The sequence below is a fragment of the Phaeospirillum tilakii genome, from assembly GCF_042683125.1.
GTDB classification, from domain to species: Bacteria; Pseudomonadota; Alphaproteobacteria; order Rhodospirillales; family Magnetospirillaceae; genus Phaeospirillum; species Phaeospirillum tilakii.
Map to the genome: position 1 here is coordinate 40,633 of NZ_JBHUIY010000025.1, position 15,752 is coordinate 56,384.

The 15,752-nt window shown below is 70.0% G+C and carries 17 protein-coding genes; 7 read left to right on the forward strand and 10 right to left on the reverse strand.

What is annotated here, in order from left to right; genetic code table 11:
- Positions 1–112: 112 nt before the first annotated feature.
- The 10 genes from ACFSNB_RS12690 to ACFSNB_RS12735 form a co-directional block, all read right to left on the reverse strand.
- Complete coding sequence (locus ACFSNB_RS12690) at positions 113–703, reverse strand: nitrogen fixation protein NifQ (RefSeq protein WP_377317101.1); 591 nt, start codon at positions 701–703, stop codon at positions 113–115.
- A 73-nt stretch (positions 704–776) separates the two neighbouring features.
- Complete coding sequence (gene fdxB / locus ACFSNB_RS12695; protein ID WP_377317103.1) at positions 777–1,076, reverse strand: ferredoxin III, nif-specific; 300 nt, start codon at positions 1,074–1,076, stop codon at positions 777–779.
- Positions 1,077–1,131: 55 nt separating this feature from the next.
- Entirely contained in the window at positions 1,132–1,587 is a 456-nt protein-coding gene (locus tag ACFSNB_RS12700) for a NifX-associated nitrogen fixation protein (protein WP_377317105.1), read from the reverse strand.
- A 22-nt stretch (positions 1,588–1,609) separates the two neighbouring features.
- Positions 1,610–2,029: a nitrogen fixation protein NifX gene (nifX, locus tag ACFSNB_RS12705; RefSeq protein WP_377317107.1), complete on the reverse strand. Its 420-nt coding sequence runs from the start codon at positions 2,027–2,029 to the stop codon at positions 1,610–1,612.
- A gap of 49 nt (positions 2,030–2,078) precedes the next feature.
- Positions 2,079–3,437 (reverse strand): nitrogenase iron-molybdenum cofactor biosynthesis protein NifN, encoded by a 1,359-nt coding sequence (nifN, locus tag ACFSNB_RS12710; protein ID WP_377317109.1) that lies wholly within the window; start codon positions 3,435–3,437, stop codon positions 2,079–2,081.
- A 7-nt stretch (positions 3,438–3,444) separates the two neighbouring features.
- Positions 3,445–4,833 carry a nitrogenase iron-molybdenum cofactor biosynthesis protein NifE gene (gene nifE / locus ACFSNB_RS12715; protein ID WP_377317111.1) on the reverse strand — a complete coding sequence of 463 codons (1,389 nt, stop codon included), beginning with the start codon at positions 4,831–4,833 and terminating at the stop codon, positions 3,445–3,447.
- Positions 4,834–5,200: 367 nt separating this feature from the next.
- Positions 5,201–6,910 carry a methyl-accepting chemotaxis protein gene (locus ACFSNB_RS12720; protein ID WP_377317113.1) on the reverse strand — a complete coding sequence of 570 codons (1,710 nt, stop codon included), beginning with the start codon at positions 6,908–6,910 and terminating at the stop codon, positions 5,201–5,203.
- Positions 6,911–7,141: 231 nt separating this feature from the next.
- Positions 7,142–7,468, reverse strand: coding sequence for an STAS domain-containing protein (locus tag ACFSNB_RS12725; protein WP_377317115.1), 327 nt, complete (start codon positions 7,466–7,468; stop codon positions 7,142–7,144).
- Positions 7,465–8,205 (reverse strand): ATP-binding protein, encoded by a 741-nt coding sequence (locus ACFSNB_RS12730; protein ID WP_377317117.1) that lies wholly within the window; start codon positions 8,203–8,205, stop codon positions 7,465–7,467. Before ACFSNB_RS12730 ends, ACFSNB_RS12725 begins: the two co-directional genes overlap by 4 nt.
- Positions 8,202–9,533 carry a PP2C family protein-serine/threonine phosphatase gene (locus ACFSNB_RS12735; RefSeq protein WP_377317119.1) on the reverse strand — a complete coding sequence of 444 codons (1,332 nt, stop codon included), beginning with the start codon at positions 9,531–9,533 and terminating at the stop codon, positions 8,202–8,204. The genes ACFSNB_RS12730 and ACFSNB_RS12735 overlap by 4 nt, the downstream gene beginning before the upstream one ends.
- A gap of 104 nt (positions 9,534–9,637) precedes the next feature.
- Here ACFSNB_RS12735 and ACFSNB_RS12740 point away from each other — a divergent pair, with 104 nt between their 5' ends.
- The 7 genes from ACFSNB_RS12740 to ACFSNB_RS12770 form a co-directional block, all read left to right on the forward strand.
- Complete coding sequence (locus ACFSNB_RS12740; protein ID WP_377317121.1) at positions 9,638–11,338, forward strand: sensor histidine kinase; 1,701 nt, start codon at positions 9,638–9,640, stop codon at positions 11,336–11,338.
- 31 nt (positions 11,339–11,369) lie between these two features.
- Positions 11,370–11,804 (forward strand): HPr kinase/phosphorylase, encoded by a 435-nt coding sequence (locus ACFSNB_RS12745; RefSeq protein WP_377317123.1) that lies wholly within the window; start codon positions 11,370–11,372, stop codon positions 11,802–11,804.
- Positions 11,801–12,700: an RNase adapter RapZ gene (gene rapZ, locus ACFSNB_RS12750; RefSeq protein ID WP_377317125.1), complete on the forward strand. Its 900-nt coding sequence runs from the start codon at positions 11,801–11,803 to the stop codon at positions 12,698–12,700. Before ACFSNB_RS12745 ends, rapZ begins: the two co-directional genes overlap by 4 nt.
- A gap of 85 nt (positions 12,701–12,785) precedes the next feature.
- Positions 12,786–13,193 carry a PTS sugar transporter subunit IIA gene (locus ACFSNB_RS12755; protein ID WP_377317127.1) on the forward strand — a complete coding sequence of 136 codons (408 nt, stop codon included), beginning with the start codon at positions 12,786–12,788 and terminating at the stop codon, positions 13,191–13,193.
- Entirely contained in the window at positions 13,190–13,468 is a 279-nt protein-coding gene (locus ACFSNB_RS12760) for an HPr family phosphocarrier protein (protein ID WP_377317129.1), read from the forward strand. The genes ACFSNB_RS12755 and ACFSNB_RS12760 overlap by 4 nt, the downstream gene beginning before the upstream one ends.
- Before the next feature lie 79 nt (positions 13,469–13,547).
- The gene (gene ptsP / locus ACFSNB_RS12765) at positions 13,548–15,320 is read left to right on the forward strand and encodes a phosphoenolpyruvate--protein phosphotransferase (RefSeq protein ID WP_377317131.1); all 1,773 of its coding nucleotides are present in this window, start codon (positions 13,548–13,550) and stop codon (positions 15,318–15,320) included.
- Between the two features lie 319 nt (positions 15,321–15,639).
- On the forward strand, positions 15,640–15,752 hold a 113-nt coding region (locus ACFSNB_RS12770), incomplete at its 3' end, for a hypothetical protein (RefSeq protein WP_377317135.1).

Sequence of the window (15,752 nt, forward strand, 5' to 3'; positions counted from 1 at the left end):
TCGTGGAGAGAGTTACGCAAGTGGCGTGCCAAAGGGTGGCGGGCGGCAAAGGCGCGGTTTCGCGGGCTTTCGGCGGCGGCGGGATTTACCGCTGTCGCACATCCTGTCGGGTTTACGACAGCGACGTCGCATTCCCGCGCGGCAGGCCGCTTTCGGCGCCGAAACACAGATCGTGATCGACGCAGACCTCGCAATTGGGCGCTTTGCACACCACCAGCCCGTCGCGCTGGCACAGTTCGCGATAGAGGAATTTCTTCCATTTCATGTCGCGGTCGTTGCGGGCGGCCAGGGGGGGGAAATGGCGCCGGATCAGCGCCGACAGGTCGCCGCGCCCGGTCAGGCCGAGATCCTGCCACAGATGGTTGGGCCCCAGCGCGCGGCGGGCCAGGATGTGGGCCAGCCATTCCTCCTCGACCAGCGCGCCGCGGCGGCAATCGAGCAGCAGGGCGCGCAGGTCGGGCTCCTCGGGCGACAGCGGCGCGCCCTCGTCGTCCTGGCGCAGCCCGGCCAGCAGGGCGGGGCGCTCGGGGAACAGCCGGCCGACCAGCGCGGCCAGCGCCGGCGCCGACAGGCCGAGCCCCCGGGTCAGCGGCGGCGGCCCCTCGCGCCAGGCCAGGGCGATGGTGCAGGCGAACAAGTGCCGGTCGAACGGATCGCCCCCGCCCGGGCTTTCGATCAACTGGGCGTAGAGGGATTCGTTCATCACCGGGCTCCTGGCGGGAAAACGCGGGCGGCGATCCCCTTCCCCGCCGGGGGGAAGGGGACGGAGGCCGGCGTCAGGCCGGCATCGGCGCGTGGGACTGCGCCTTGGTACCGCAGACCTGCTCGCAGGCGCCACAGCCGATGCACTTGCCGGCGGTTTCGAGGGTCATCACCTTGCGCACCACCTCGCCGTCGTCATCGTCGAACGGGTCGCACATCTCGCCGTCCTCGTTGATCCCCATCAGCTTCATCACCGCCTGGGAACAGACCTTGAAACAGCGGCCGCAGCCGATGCACAGCTCGGCGCTGATGTCGGTGAGGTACTTGGGAATCCAGGGAGAACCGTCCTGGGTGGTGAACTGGCGGAACGACATCGGATCCACTCCTTGCAGATGGTCAGGGTCAAACGGGGTCGGTCGGGGGGCGGGGTCACGAGGCGGCGGCGGCCTCGGGGAAACGTTCGATCACCGCGACGGCGCCGTCGATGATCTTGGCGGCCTTGTCGATCATCGCCTGCGGGCTGTCGAAGCCGAAGCGGTGCAGGTCGCGCAGATAGGAATTGACCACCACCAGCCGGCCGGCGGTCAGCAGCATCCGCCCCCAGCCCTCGTGGTGGATCTTCATGATCGGCGCGGCGTTGAAGCCGGTGCGCTGCTCGATCGCCAGCCCGATCGCGGAATAATACAGCTCGACCCGCCACAGGATGTCGGGGTCGGGGTCGCCGATCAGCGGGATCTCGCGCCGCTGTTCCTTGGTGACGATGAAGGGGGCGATCACCTCGGCATCGGGCATCGCCTCCCACGCGCCGCTGCCGTCATGGGCGCGGATCAGCATCAGCAGCGACTTGAGGAACGGATCCTCGGGGATGGATTGCGGTTCGGCCATGAGTCGGCGTCTCTCCTTGGGGTCAGTCCTCGTCGTCGACGAAGCGGTCGGCGCCCGCCTCCGGGTCCTTCAGCAGCTTGCGCAGCCACGGCGGCGGGTTGCCCTTCAGCATGGTGCGGACCCGCTCGATCACCTGGGGGATCGGCTCGTCGTCGGGCAGCTTGATCGGGTGGACGTTGGCCCGCACCACCCGCGCCGCCGCCGGGCCGCCGATGGCGCGGCAGAACAGCAGGGCCGAGCCTTCGAGCGCGGTGATCTTGGCGGTGAGGCGGTCCTCGCCGTCCTCGGGGTGGGCGCCTTCCTCGGCGCTGACCAGATCGAACTGCACCGCCTCAAGGAAGGTGTGGTCCTCGGGGCCGACGTCGTAGAACAGGAAGGTCCGGGCGCTGGCGAAGTGGGCGTCCACCCGCTGCCGGTCCTGGGTGGCGATGGCGATTCTCATGTGACCTCCTCTCGATTTCGGCCCGTCGCCGGACGGGGAACCGGCCGGATCAACCAGCCGTAGCCGCCGTGTGGCCATGGAAATGCTCCGCAGGGATGGGGCCGTGGCTGGGAATCTCGATCAGGACGTTGCCCAGCCGGGTGATCAGGTCGCGGGTGCCGCGATAGCCGACCGAGACCTGATGCGCGGCCCCCAGCCGGTCGAACACCGGAAAGCCGACCCGGAACAGCGGGATCGACAGCCGCGCCGCCGCCTGCCGGCCGTTGGAATTGGCCAGGATCAGCTCGCAGCCGGCGGATTCGAGGATCTGGTCCTCGAGATCCTCGAAATCGCCGATGATCACCCGCTCGGCCGGCAGCTCGGACAGCGTCCCGGTCGGCTGGGTGGTCACCGCCGCGACCAGGGTGGCGCCGAGATCGGTCACCAGCTTGCCCAGGCTCCACAGCAGCGCCGGCTCGGCGGCGATCGCGATCGAGCGGCCGCCGAAATAGAAGTGACTGTCGAGCATCGCATCGACCAGTTGCGAGCGGGCGCGGCGCTGGCGCGCCGGCACCGGCACCCCGGCGACGGTGGACAGGCTGACCATCAGTCGATCGACCGCCTCGAGCCCGGTCAGGCGGTCGAACAGCACGAACGGCACCCCGGTGCGTTCCTGCAGGGTCTGGGCGGCGATCCGCATGTGCTCGCCGACGGCGATGGTCAGCTTCGAGCGCCCCATCTCGCGCACGCTGGCGACCGGGGTGCCGCCCAGGGTGGTGGGGACGTAGCTGTCGGCGACGTGGCCGTCGAGCGAGTCGGACAGGTCGGGCAGCACCACCACGTCGAGCCCGAATTCGCCGATGACGTCCTTCAGCGCCTCGATGTCGCCCGGGGTCAGGTGGCAGCCGGGCAGCAGATTGACCTGATGCAGCTTGGCCAGCCCGCCGGCCGGGGTGGCCAGGGCGTTGATGATCGCGGTCACCGCCTTGCCCCAGCCGGTTTCGAGCGAGCCGGCATAATCGGGGGCGCTGACATCGACCACCGCGATGTCGTCGAGTTCGCGGCGGCGGGCGCGGATCTGCTTGACCTCGCCGGCGATGTCCTCGCCCCGCGTCTCGGTCAGGGCGGTCGAGATCACCCCGATGATCTCGGGCTTGGCCTTGTCGGCGATGGTCAGCAGCCCTTCCTCGACCTGCTCCATCCCGCCCAGGATGGTGCTGATCTCGTTCATCGCCGTGGTCTGGAGCGGGATCGCCTCGCGGAAATGGCGCACCATCATCACCAGGGCGAAGGCGGTGCAGCCCTGGCTGCCGTGGAACATCGGCAGGCAGCCGCGCATGCCGAGAAAGGCCAGCGCCGCCCCCAGGGGCGCGCTGATCTTCAGCGGACAGGAGGACAGCGGCTTGTTGTGATCGACGATCAGGGCCATGACGCGACTACTCCTGTTCCAGGTCCCACGGCGCCGGGGCGCGGACCTGCTGCCAGACGGGGTTGTTGATCGACAGGTCGATCTGCCGCACCAGTTCGACCATGCCGTCATAGCCGGCATAGCCGTGGTGGCGTTCCTGGTTGATGTCGATCCAGGGGGTGCGGGCCTTCAGCGCGATGAATTGCGAGCGCCCGCCCGACAGCATCATGTCGGCGCGCCCTTCCTTGAACATCCGGTACATCTCGGGGGCGGGGATGGCGTCGGCCAGCTTGGTCGGGTCGCCGCCGAGCCGGGCCAGCGCCTTGTCGCGGTCGCTCGCGGTGCTCTTGCGCACCGAGGAGCCGACCACCTCCATCCCCACTTCCTGGAGGGCCTGGATCACCGACCAGCTCTTGACCCCGCCGGTGTAGAGCAGCACCCGCTTGCCGGCGAGGCGGGCCTTGTAGGGCTCGATCTTGGCCCAGGCCTTGGCCTCCTCGGCGGCGATCAGCGCCTCGGCGCGGTCGAGCAGCACCGGCTCGGCCCCGCGCTCGACCAGCAGCCGGGCGATCGAGCGCAGCGCGTCCGAGGTGTCGGAGATGCCGTAGAACGAGCCCTCGAAATAGGGGATGCCGTATTTTTCCTGCATCTTGCGCGCCAGGGTCACCAGCGCCTGACTACAGAGCACCATGTTGACCCGGGCGGCGTGACAGCTTGCCACCTGATGGAAGCGGGCGTCGCCGGTGATCGAGGCGCGCAGGCGGATGCCGAGCCGGTCGAGCAGCGGCTTGAACAGCGCCATCTCGCCGCAGACGTTATATTCGCCCAGGATGTTGATGTCGGTCGGGCCGGCATCGTCGGGCTCGACCGTGCCGATCACATGGTCGAACAAAGCCTCGCCGCCCAGCCGGTTGCCGAGATTCTTCGAGCCGGCGAAGCCCGGGGCGTTGATCGGGATCACCGGCAGCCCCAGCCGTTCGGCCGCCGCCTTGCACACCGCCTCGACATCGTCGCCGATCAGGGCGCCGACACAGGTCTGGTAGACGAACACCGCCGCCGGCTGGTAACGCTGCGCCGCCCGCCGGATCGCCTTGTAGAGCTTCTTCTCGCCGCCATGGATGATGTCGAGATTGCTCATGTCGGTGGTGAAGCCGAGCCGGTAGAGGGTCGGCCCGCTGCTGGCGACGTTGCGGGTGTCCCAGGAATTGCCCTCGCAGGCGATCGGCCCGTGGACGATGTGGGCGACGTCGGTGATCGGCTGCAACGCGATCTTGGCGCCGTCGAAGGCACAGCCGCCGGCGGTGGCGCCGGGCTTGCCCTTCTTGCCGCAGCCTTTCTTGCGCTGCGCCGCATCCTTGGCCTGATTGGTGGCGCAGGCGGGCTCGGTCATCAGCTCCTGAATCTTGCGCTTGAGCATCGGCTCGGCCTCCCGGTCTCGGTACATTTTTGTAAGAAGCAAGGGGCGTGCCATCGTCGCGGGGGCGGAAAAGCAGGCGCCGCGCTGGGCCATAGGCCGACAATGTCGCGTCTGCGACAGGGAGGTGTCGGGAAAGAACGCGGGCTCCGCCCGCACCCGCCAGGAGCCAGCGGCTCCTGGACCAGCGTCGATGGTCGGGAGCCCAGGCAGCCTTCAGCTTGGGCTCGGGCGGTGCGGCACACCACCGAAGCAGGTCCAGGAGCCGCGGGCTCCTGGCGGGTGTGGGCGGAGCCCACGAAAGCGGCATCTGGACAAAAAAAGCGCGGGCCGAAGCCCGCGCTGGAAGAGAAACCCGGTCGGGGGGCCGCTATTTGCGGACCGACTGGAGGAAGCGTTCCGCCTCGCCGTTGAGGTCGGCGACGACGTTGGCGAGGGTCTTGGCGCTCCAGATCACCCGGATGGTGCCGGCGCAGGCCTGGGCCGAGGCCTTCGACAGGTGGGTGACCGAGCGGGACACCTCGCCGGCCTGATGGGCGACCTCGCTGATGTTGCTGGCGATATCGCGGGTGGTGGCCTCCTGCTGCTGCACCGCGCTGGCGATCGCGGTCGAGATGTCGTCGATCTCGCGGATGGTGGTCACCACCCCCTCGATGCTGCCGGTCATCTCGCGGGCCGAGGCCTGCACCGCCGCCACCTGCTGGGCGATCTCGTCGGTCGCCCGCGCGGTCTGGTTGGCGAGGTGCTTGACCTCGCCCGCCACCACCGCGAAGCCCTTGCCGGCCTCGCCGGCCCGGGCCGCCTCGATGGTGGCGTTGAGCGCCAGCAGGTTGGTCTGGGCGGCGATGTCGTTGATCAACTGCACCACGTTGCCGATCGCCCGCACCGCCTCGGACAGTTCGCCCATCTGCCGCGCGGTGGTGTTGACGTCCTCCACCGCCCGCTGGGCGATCCGCGACGACTGGCTGACCTGCTTGGCGATCTCGTTGACCGATTCCGCCAGCTGGCGGGTCGCCTCGGACACCGCGGCGGCGCGTTCGGTGGTGATCCCGGCCGCCTCGCTGACCTCCAGGGTGCGGCCGCCGCTCTTTTCCGAACGGTTGGCCATCGACTGCGCGGTGTTGCGGATGCCGGCGGTCGATTCATCGACCCGCGCCACCCGCGTCTTGACGGTGTGCTCGAAATTGTTGGCCATTTCGTGGCGGGCCTGGGCGCGCTGGGCCGAGGCGCGGTTGCGTTCCTCGTCCTGGGCCGAGCGCAGCTTTTCCGCCTCGACCATGTGTTCCTTGAACACCTGGACGGTGCGGGCCATGTCGCCGACCTCGTCGGCGCGGCTGGTGCCCTCGATCGCCACCGTCATGTCGCCCTTGGCCAGCCGCTCCATCAGACCGCTCATCCGCAGGATCGGGCGGATGATCACCCCGCTCAGGATCCAGCGCACCACCAGCACCGAGACGATGGTCGACACCACGCCGAAGATCACCAGCCAGGTGATCGCCTGGTTGAGTTCGGCCTTCTCCGCCGCGGTGGACAGCGACGAGGACAGCACCGCGATCACCTCGCCGTCGGTGATCCCCATCCCGCCGTGACAGGTGTGACAGACCTCCTGGTTGGCGCCGTCGGTGACGCCAAGCACGATCGGCATCGAATAGCGGTAGAACCCGCCGACGAAGCGGCCGACCGGCTTGCCGGTGGCCAGCGCCTCGCGATCGACCTCGTCCTGCGGCGCCTTGGGGGCGCGGTCGGGCTCGGCGTCCTTCATGTAGGCGGTGACCTTCGGCCCCCACACGCTCCACACCTTGCCGGCGTAATGATCGTTGCGGCTGTCGAACCACTTGTTGAACACCTTGATGCCGACGTTTTCCGAATCCGTCGGGCGGTTCGCCATCACGTTGACGATCAAGGCGTGCAGCGAGGTCATTTCGTTGAGGCTGAGTTCGTAGAGCTTGCGCTCCATCGCGCTTTCTTCGTAGCGGGCGATGAAGACGACGATCAGCGTCGCCATCACGATCACGCCCGCCCCGATCACCAGCATGAACTTCTCGCGCAGGCGCAGTGTTCCCCAACCGGCCTTGGACATACCCGTCACTCCTTCCCAGTCCCCCGGACGCAACCCGCTCCCGGCGTTCTCCGCGCCGGACTGGGTCCGTCCTGACAATATTTCCGCCTGTCCGGTCCGCGCCTTTCGGCCCGGCCCCCCCGGACGTGCTCTGCTTCGACCCTTATTCTTGGGCGGTTCAACATCGCATCGCGCTGCCTCATTCTTGCTTGAATCGTCCCATCCCCAACATTGGTGCCCGCCGGCGCGCGGCTAGCGGGTGATCTCGAAGGTTTCGCTGGCCTCGGTCAGGTCGAGCATGCGCAGCACGTTGGCGCGCGGGCGGCTGAGACAGAGCCGGATGCCGACCGCGTCGAGATCCTCGCGGGCGATGTAGAGCAGGCCGAGTCCGACCGAATCGATGTGGCTCAGCTCCGACAGGTCGAGCCGCACCCGGCGGTGACCGTGATGCTCGGCCAATTCGGCCAGCAGGTCCTGAAAGACCCGGTCGGCGCCGAAATTGAGCTGACCCTCGAGATGGACCACCAGATCCGTCCCGGTGTCCTCGATCCGGTAGCGCATGTGCCAGCTGCCGTTCACCCCTGCTCCCCCTCGCGTGCCGGCCGGTCAGCCTCCGGTCCGGCGAACTCCATCCGCACCGTGCGGCCGCCGTCCTCGCTGGCGAGGCCGGTGCAGCCCCGCCGGATCAGGTCGAGTCCGCGCCCGCAGCGCGCGTCGATCGGCACCACCCGTCCGCTTTGTTCCCCCAGGTCGAACCCGCTCCCCTGGTCCGAGACCAGAAGGGTGAACGAGTTGGTTGCGGCGCGCAATGCGTGAATCTCGACCCGGCGATCGGCCAGCATCGGGTCGCGCAGCCGTTCCGCCATCACCTGACGGAAGCGGGCGAAGCCGCAGGGCGAGGTGCGCAGATGGCCGGGGATCGCCAGATTGCCGTGGATCACCGCGTTGCCGAGCGCCTCGGCCAGACAGATCTCGATCCGCTCGATCAGGTCGCCGGGCGGCAGGCCGAAGCGGTGGCGGATTGCGATCGTCGCCAGCTCGACCACCGGCAGGGCGCAGACCGAGGCGGTGGTCAGCGACAGCACCAGCCCGCCGGCGGCGACGGTGGCGAGACAGCGCGGGCCGACGCCGTCGAGCCCGCCGCCGCCGGTATCGAGGAAGCCGGCCAGCGGCGGGGCCAGCCCGTGCCGCAGCGCCTCGATCCCGGCCGGGCCGGCCAGCAGGTGCGGCGCGGCGCCGGCCTCGCTCCAGCCGGTGCCGGCGCGGCCGACCCGGACCGGCCGGGCGGCGGCGGGACGGTCGGTCAGCGCGCTCACGGCCCGCCTCCCAGCCGGCGGATCGCCAGCGTGGTCAGATCGTCCTCCAGCGGCAGCCGCACCCGGCGCTCGAATTCCTCGATCAGGCTGGCCACCCGGGCGCGGCCGTCGCGGGCGATCAGCTCGGCGGCGAGGCGGCACAGCCCGGCCTCGCCGAACATCTCGTCGCCCTCGGCCAGCGGGGCGTCGGTGATGGCGTCGCTGTAGAGCAGCAGGGTGGCGCCGGGCGGGAACGGCTCGCGCCGGTCGAGGTAATGCGGGTCGGGCGACAGGCCGAGCGGCACCCCCTTGGCGTCGAGGAAGCGCACCGCGCCGCCCTCGATCAGCAGCGGCGCCGGCGCCCCGGCCGAGGCCCATTCGATCTCGCCCCGGCCAAGATCGAGGCAACAGAGCGCCATGGTGGCGAAATGGCCGCGCCCGAGCAGGCCGCGCAGGGCGATGCCGAGCAGGCGCAGGGTCTGGGCCGGGCTCTGCGCCGCGTTCCAGCGGTCGCTGATCAGAGCGTGCAGCCGGAACACGTTGAGGGCGGCGCCGATGCCGTGGCCGGTGAAGTCGAACGAGTAGAAACAGATCCGCTCGCCGCCGGGGTCGAGGCAGCCCCACAGGTCGCCGCCGATCCCGAGCGAGGGCTCGAAGAAGGACTCGACCTCGATCCCCAGTTCGGCGAGGCGGGCATCGATCCGCGCCGGACGCGGCAGCAGGTCGAACTGCATCGCCCGCGCCGCCGCGATCTCGTCCATCAGGGTGCGCTGTTGCAGGGCGATCCGCTTCAGCAGCGCCTCGCGTTCGATCTGGCTGGTCATCCGCGTCACCGCGTAGCGGATCGCCCGCGCCACCGTGCGCTCGGGATCGTCGCTCTTGACCAGATAATCCTGGGCGCCGGCCTCCAGCGCCGCCTCGGCCAGCCGGGGATCGTCGGTGCCGGTCATGATCACGATCGGCAGGCGGGGGGCGGTCTCGCGGATCCGCGCCACCGTCGCCAGCCCGGCCGAATCCGGCAGGCTGAGGTCGAGCAGCACCACGTCGGTCGGCCGGGCGGCGGCCAGATGCGCCACCGCCGCCGCCAGGGTCTGGACGTGGCTGACGGCGAAGCTGGGACGGTGAGAACTCATCAGCGCCAGCTCGACCAGCCGGGCGTCGCCCGGTTCGTCCTCGACCAGCAGCACCGCCAGCGAGGCCGGCTCGGGACGGGGCGGGGCCATCATCGCCGGATCGGGCGCGGGCTCGGGCGCCTCCAGCCAGCCGGCCGACCGGCTGGGCAGACGGATCAGCCGCCCTGGCCCGGTGGCTGCCGGCACCGCGGCGGCGGCCTTTCCGGTCGAGTTCATCCCCGCGCTCCTGGCAGGATTAACCAATTATTCACGATTGCATCCTACGTCAGCCGCCGCCCCGCCGTCCAGGATTCCCCCGAGTCGGAACGACGGAATCGGAGATGAAAAGCGGCCAAGGCGGCGGTATTCTGGCCCTGGTCGGCCGGGGGGAGGACACCCTCGCGGATCGGGCGAATCACGGCGGAAAGGACGACGCGGTGGGCGATCGGGCCAAAGCGGACAACCTCGGCGCCGAGGATGCGGCGTCTCCCGGCGGGGCCGAGGCCCGGTGTGCCGCGCTTGAGGCCGAAAACGCCCGCCTCACCGCCCAGTGCCGGGCGCTGCGCGATGCGGAGGCCCGCGCCCGCGCCTTCGCCGCCACCGCGGTCGACTGGTTCTGGGAAAGCGACCGCGACTGCCGCTTCGTCTGGGTGTCGGACGGCTTTCGCACCGTCACCGGCCTGCCGCCCGAGAGCCTGATCGGCCGCCGCCAGACCGACCTCGCCGCCGAGACGGTGGCGGCCGACGAGGAATCCTGGCGCCGCCATGACGCCGACCTCGCCGCCCATCTGCCGTTCCGCGACTTCAAATGCGGCCATCTCGATCCCGAGGGACGGGTGCATTGGGTCAAGGTCAGCGGCATCCCGCGCTTCACCCCCGAGGGCGCGTTCCTCGGTTATTACGGCAGCGGCGCCGACATCACCTCGACCATCCAGTCCGCCCATCGCCTCGCCCTGCTGACCCGGGCGGTGGAGCAATGCCCGGTTTCGATCGTCATCACCAACCTTCAGGGCCAGATCGAATACGTCAACCAGAAGTTCGTCGAGGTCACCGGCTACGGCCGCGACGAGGCGATCGGCCAGAACCCGCGCATCCTCAATTCCCGCTGCAATCCGCCCGGCACCTTCGAGGGGCTGTGGGCGGCGCTGTCGAGCGGGCGGCAATGGGAAGGCGAGCTGATCAACCGGCGCAAGGACGGGGCGCTCTATTGGGAATATGCCTCGATCCAGCCGATTTCCGGCCTCGATGGCGAGGTCACCAATTATCTGGCGATCAAGTCCGACATCACCGCCCAGAAGCGCAACGAGGCCCGTCTCGCCGCCCTGGTCGAGGAACTGCGCCATTCCAACGAGGATCTCGAACAGTTCGCCTATGTCGCCAGCCACGATCTGCGCCAGCCGCTCAGGATGATCAGCGCCTATCTCGGCCTGCTCGACAAGCGGCTGGCGGCGGCGCTTGACGACGAAACCCGCCAGTTCCTCGGCTTCGCCCTCGACGGCGCCAAGCGGCTCGACCGGATGATCATCGATCTGCTGCATTATTCCCGCATCGGCCGCGTCAGCAGCCCGATGAATCCGGTGGCGCTGGCCGAGGTGGTCAAGGACAGCCTGCGCCATCTCGAGGTGGCGGTGGCCGAGGCCGGGGCCGAGGTGAGGGTGGCCGACGATCTGCCGGTCTGCATCGGCGACCGCTCCGAGCTGGTCCGGCTGTTCCAGAACCTGATCGGCAACGCCCTGACCTATGTCCGTCCCGGGGTGCCGCCGCGCATCGGCGTCACCTGCCGCGACGGCGGCGCCGAATGGGTGGTGGCGGTGGCCGACAACGGCGTCGGCATCGCCCCCGGCGATCTCGGCCGGGTGTTCGGCATCTTCCAGCGTCTGGTCAGCCGCGAGGCGGTCGAGGGCACCGGCATCGGTCTCGCCATCTGCCGCAAGATCGCCGAGCATCACGGCGGCCGGATCTGGGCCGAATCCGAGCCCGGACGCGGCAGCACCTTCCTGGTCGCCCTGCCCAAGGCGATCGCGGCGGCGGGGCGGGATTGACTTCGCTCCCTCCGGCCGCCACCTTTTCCTCATGAATCTGGTCCATGGCACCACGGTGGCGGTCGCGGGCCGCGGCGTGTTGATCCGCGGCGGGTCGGGGCGCGGCAAATCCGACCTCGCGCTGCGTCTGATCGACGGTGGCGCCCGGCTGGTGGCCGACGACCAGACCCGGCTGACGCGCCAGGGCGACCGCCTGATCGCCGACGTGCCGGCGCCGATCGCCGGGCTGATCGAGGCGCGCGGGGTCGGCATCCTGCGTCTGCCGCATGGCCCGGCGCCGCTGGCGCTGGTGGTCGATCTGGTCGCCGACCCGGCCGAAATCGAGCGGCTGCCGCCGGCCGAGACGGTGGAATGGCTGGGGGTGACGCTGCCCCGCCTGCGGCTGGCCGGATTCGAGGCTTCGGCGGCGGCGAAGGTTCGCCTTGTGGTGCTGGCGGCTCCGCAGGATATAATGAGGGCGTCATGAGTCCGGACCCCTCGTCTTCTTCCGTTTCTGCCGCCGGCCGGGTGGTGATCGTCACCGGTCTGTCCGGTGCCGGCAAGACCCTGGCGCTGAAGGGGCTGGAGGATCTCGGCTGGGAGGCGGTCGACAATCTGCCGCTGTCGCTGCTGGGCAGTCTGGTCCGCTCGGATTCCGGTCTGGCCCGGCCGCTGGCGGTGGGGATCGACATCCGCACCCGCGATTTCGGGGTTGAGCCGGTGCTGGCCACCGTCGAACGGCTGATGGGCGAGGGCGGCGGCCGGGTCGATCTGCTGTTCCTCGATTGCAGCGACGAGGCGCTGTGTCGCCGCTACACCGAATCCCGCCGCCGCCATCCGCTCGCCGCCGACCGGCCGCTCCAGGACGGCATCCGCCACGAGCGCGCTTTGCTGCTGCCGCTGCGGGCGCGGGCCGATCTGGTGATCGACACCTCCGATCTGCCGCCGGCCGCGCTCAGGCGGCTGCTGGCCGGCCATTTCTCGCCCGAGCAGGACCGCACCGGGCTGGTGGTGTTCGTCACCTCGTTCGCCTATCGCAACGGCCTGCCGCGCGAGGCGGATCTGGTGTTCGACGCCCGCTTCCTCGCCAACCCGCATTACCGGGCCGAATTGCGCCCGCTGACCGGGCGCGATCCGGCGGTGGCCGACTACGTCACCGCCGATCCGGCCTTCACGCCATTCCTCGACGGCCTGACCGGATTGCTGGCACCGCTGTTGCCTCGCTTCGCGGCGGAAGGTAAGAGCTATCTGACCATCGCCATCGGCTGTACCGGTGGCCGGCACCGCTCGGTCGCGGTGGCCGAACGGGTGGCCGCCTGGCTGCGCGACCGGGGGGAGCGGGTCGATCTGCGGCACCGCGAACTCGAGGAAGGCGCCGGGTGAAGGGGGAATCGCTCATGACATGGATTGACATCAGGCACCGGCCCGGCGGCGACAGCCGCCGATCGTCCGGCGCGGAGGGAGGAAAATGATCGGGCTGGTTCTCGTCACCCACGGCCGGCTGGCCGATGAACTGGTCGCCGCGCTCGAACACGTGGTCGGACCGCAACCCAACGTCGCCGCCGTCTGTATCGGCCCCGACGACGACATGGAACAGCGGCGCAACGACATCCTCGAAAGCGTCGCCTGCTGCGACGACGGCGACGGGGTGGTGCTGCTGACCGACATGTTCGGCGGCACCCCGTCCAACCTCGCGATCTCGATCATGGACAAGGCCCGGGTCGAGGTGATCGCCGGGGTCAACCTGCCGATGCTGATCAAGCTCGCCAGCGTCCGCCATTCCGAGCCGTTGGCCGAGGCGGTCGCCAGCGCCCAGGAGGCGGGGCGCAAATACATCAACGTCGCTTCCAAATTGCTGACCCAGGATCGTCGATGAGTTCTGAAGTTCTGCGCCGTGGCGCATTGATCGCCAACCGTCGCGGGCTGCATGCCCGTGCCGCCGCCAAATTCGTCAAGCTGGCCGCCACCTTCAACGCCCAGGTCACCGTCGGCCACCGTGGCACCGAGGTCTCGGGGATCTCGATCATGGGGCTGATGATGCTGGCGGCCGCCCCCGGGTGCAGCATCGACATCTCCGCCAATGGCGACGATGCCGAGGCGGCGGTGGCGGCGCTGGTCGAGCTGGTCGACCGCAAGTTCGACGAAGACTGACGGCGATGGGCCGGGACCCGGCGGGGTCCTTCGGGCAACCGGCGCGGCGGCGTCCGGATCATGGCAGGCGAGGTGGGGGATGACGGTGCGGGTCGCGGGCAGCGAGGTCGTGCTCGAAGGGTTGGCGATCGCCCGGGGGGTCGCGATCGGGGTGGCCTATCCGCACGATTCCGGCACCATCGCGGTGGCGGAACGGCGGATCGAGCCCGAGGCGGTGGCCGAGGAATGCGCCCGCTTCGCCGAGGCGGTCGCCGCCGCGGCGCGGCAGGTCGAGCAATTGCAGGTCAAGGCGGTCGATCTCGGCGGCGCCGCCGCCGAGGAGATGGGCTACCTGCTCGACGCCTACCGCCAGATGCTGAAGGGCTCGCGGCTGGTGCGCGGGGTCGAGCGCCGCATCGCCGACACCCACATCAACGCCGAGGCGGCGGTCCAGCGCGAGATCGCCGGCATCGTTCAGAGCTTCGAGGCGATGGACGATTCCTATCTCGCCGCCCGCGTTGCCGACATGCGCGACATCGGCCGCCGGCTGCTGCGCAACCTGACCCACACCCCGCACCGCCCGTTCACCGCGCTGCCGCGCCGGGCGGTGATCCTGGCCGAGGAGATGACCCCGGCCGACACCGCGCTGCTCGACCGCCGCCGCGTCGCCGGGCTGGCCACCGTGGTCGGCGGTGCCGAAAGCCACACCGCGATCATGGCCCGCTCGCTCGGCCTGCCGACCGTGCTGGGTGTCGCCGGGCTGATGAAGGGCTTGCGCGGCGGCGAACCGGTGATCGTCGATGGCACCGGCGGCGTGGTGGTGATCAATCCCACCCCGGCCACCCTGCGCCATTACCGGAGCAAGCGCGCCCATTTCCTGCGCGCCCGCCGCGCCTTGACCCGGCTGCGCGATTTGCCGGCCGAGACCCGCGACGGCACCCGCATCCGGCTTCAGGCCAACATCGAGCTGCCGGCCGAGGTCGGCGCGGTGCTGGAATGCGGCGCCGAGGGGATCGGCCTGCTGCGCAGCGAGTTCCTCTACATGAACCGCGACGACCTGCCGTCGGAGGAGGAGCAGTATCAGGTGCTGCGCGGCCTGATCGAGCGGCTCGACGGGCGGGTGCTGACGGTGCGCACCTTCGATGCCGGCGGCGACAAGCTGGCCCCGGCGCTCGGCCTGTCGATCGGCCCCAATCCGGCGCTTGGCCTGCGGGCGATCCGGGTCGGGCTGGCCCGGCCGGCTTTGCTCGAAACCCAGCTCGCCGCGATCCTGCGCGCCGCCGTGCATGGGCCGGTGCGGATCCTGGTGCCGATGATCGCCACCGTCGAGGAACTGCGCGCCACCAGGCGGATGCTGCGGGCGGCGGCGGCGCGGTTGATCAATGCCGGCATCGCCCTTCCCGATCCGCTGCCGCCGCTGGGGGCGATGATCGAGGTCCCCGGCGCCGCCCTGGCCGCCGACGCCCTGGCCGGCGAGGCCGATTTCTTCGCCATCGGCACCAACGACCTGATCCAGTACACCCTGGCGATCGACCGGTCGGACGAGGCGGTGGCGGCGCTGTTCAACCCGCTCCATCCGGCAGTGCTGCGGCTGATCCAGTTCTCGGCCGACGCCGCCGCCAAGGCGCGGATTCCGCTCTGCGTCTGCGGCGAGATGGCCGGCGATCCGCGCTATACCGCGCTGCTGCTGGGGCTCGGCATCCGCGACCTGTCGATGAGCACCCTCAACCTGCCGATGGTCAAGCAGCGGGTGCGCAGCCTGGAGGCGGCCGGCGCCGATGCGCTGGCGGCGGCGGTGATGTCGGAAGCCGATTCAAGCCGGATCTCCGCCCTGGTCGATACCGAGACCGAGACGCCCGACTGTCGCTGGTAAGGCGCGGAAGGGAAGGAAGACGCGCGGCGGCCGGCGCAGAGGGGGAGGGGGCGCCGACCGCCGCTATTGCCCGGGGCCGCCGCGAGGGTGGGGGCGGGAGAGGGCGGCCGCCGAGGTCATGGCGTTACTTTTGATGTCAATTGTGGCGATTTGATGGGAGCGGCCCTCCCGGCCCGGTCTAAGTGCTTCCGTCCCGGGGGGTTTGGCGCTAGGGTCCGATCCGTCGCGCGACGATCCCGGCAGCGGCCGCCGGGGATGGGTTGGCTGGCCCGTCAGGCCCCGGCCGCGTGAATGACGATACCGACGAGAGGATCTGGTCATGCTTGAAGCCTATCGCCAGCATGTCGCCGAGCGCGCCGCGCTTGGGATTCCCCCCCTGCCGCTGTCGGCGGCCCAGACCGAGGCGCTGGTCGCCCTGTTGCGCGATCCGCC

What these genes read in the sequence shown, in the direction of transcription:
- fdxB (WP_377317103.1), bottom strand. Translation starts at nt 1,076, where the DNA reads ATGTCGTTCCGCCAGTTCACCACCCAGGACGGTTCTCCCTGGATTCCC.
- nifX (WP_377317107.1), bottom strand. Translation starts at nt 2,029, where the DNA reads ATGAGAATCGCCATCGCCACCCAGGACCGGCAGCGGGTGGACGCCCAC.
- rapZ (WP_377317125.1), top strand. Translation starts at nt 11,801, where the DNA reads ATGAGTCCGGACCCCTCGTCTTCTTCCGTTTCTGCCGCCGGCCGGGTG.
- ACFSNB_RS12740 (WP_377317121.1), top strand. Translation starts at nt 9,638, where the DNA reads ATGAAAAGCGGCCAAGGCGGCGGTATTCTGGCCCTGGTCGGCCGGGGG.
- ACFSNB_RS12760 (WP_377317129.1), top strand. Translation starts at nt 13,190, where the DNA reads ATGAGTTCTGAAGTTCTGCGCCGTGGCGCATTGATCGCCAACCGTCGC.
- ACFSNB_RS12755 (WP_377317127.1), top strand. Translation starts at nt 12,786, where the DNA reads ATGATCGGGCTGGTTCTCGTCACCCACGGCCGGCTGGCCGATGAACTG.
- ACFSNB_RS12745 (WP_377317123.1), top strand. Translation starts at nt 11,370, where the DNA reads ATGAATCTGGTCCATGGCACCACGGTGGCGGTCGCGGGCCGCGGCGTG.
- nifN (WP_377317109.1), bottom strand. Translation starts at nt 3,437, where the DNA reads ATGGCCCTGATCGTCGATCACAACAAGCCGCTGTCCTCCTGTCCGCTG.
- ACFSNB_RS12700 (WP_377317105.1), bottom strand. Translation starts at nt 1,587, where the DNA reads ATGGCCGAACCGCAATCCATCCCCGAGGATCCGTTCCTCAAGTCGCTG.
- ptsP (WP_377317131.1), top strand. Translation starts at nt 13,548, where the DNA reads ATGACGGTGCGGGTCGCGGGCAGCGAGGTCGTGCTCGAAGGGTTGGCG.
- ACFSNB_RS12690 (WP_377317101.1), bottom strand. Translation starts at nt 703, where the DNA reads ATGAACGAATCCCTCTACGCCCAGTTGATCGAAAGCCCGGGCGGGGGC.
- ACFSNB_RS12735 (WP_377317119.1), bottom strand. Translation starts at nt 9,533, where the DNA reads ATGAACTCGACCGGAAAGGCCGCCGCCGCGGTGCCGGCAGCCACCGGG.
- ACFSNB_RS12720 (WP_377317113.1), bottom strand. Translation starts at nt 6,910, where the DNA reads ATGTCCAAGGCCGGTTGGGGAACACTGCGCCTGCGCGAGAAGTTCATG.
- nifE (WP_377317111.1), bottom strand. Translation starts at nt 4,833, where the DNA reads ATGCTCAAGCGCAAGATTCAGGAGCTGATGACCGAGCCCGCCTGCGCC.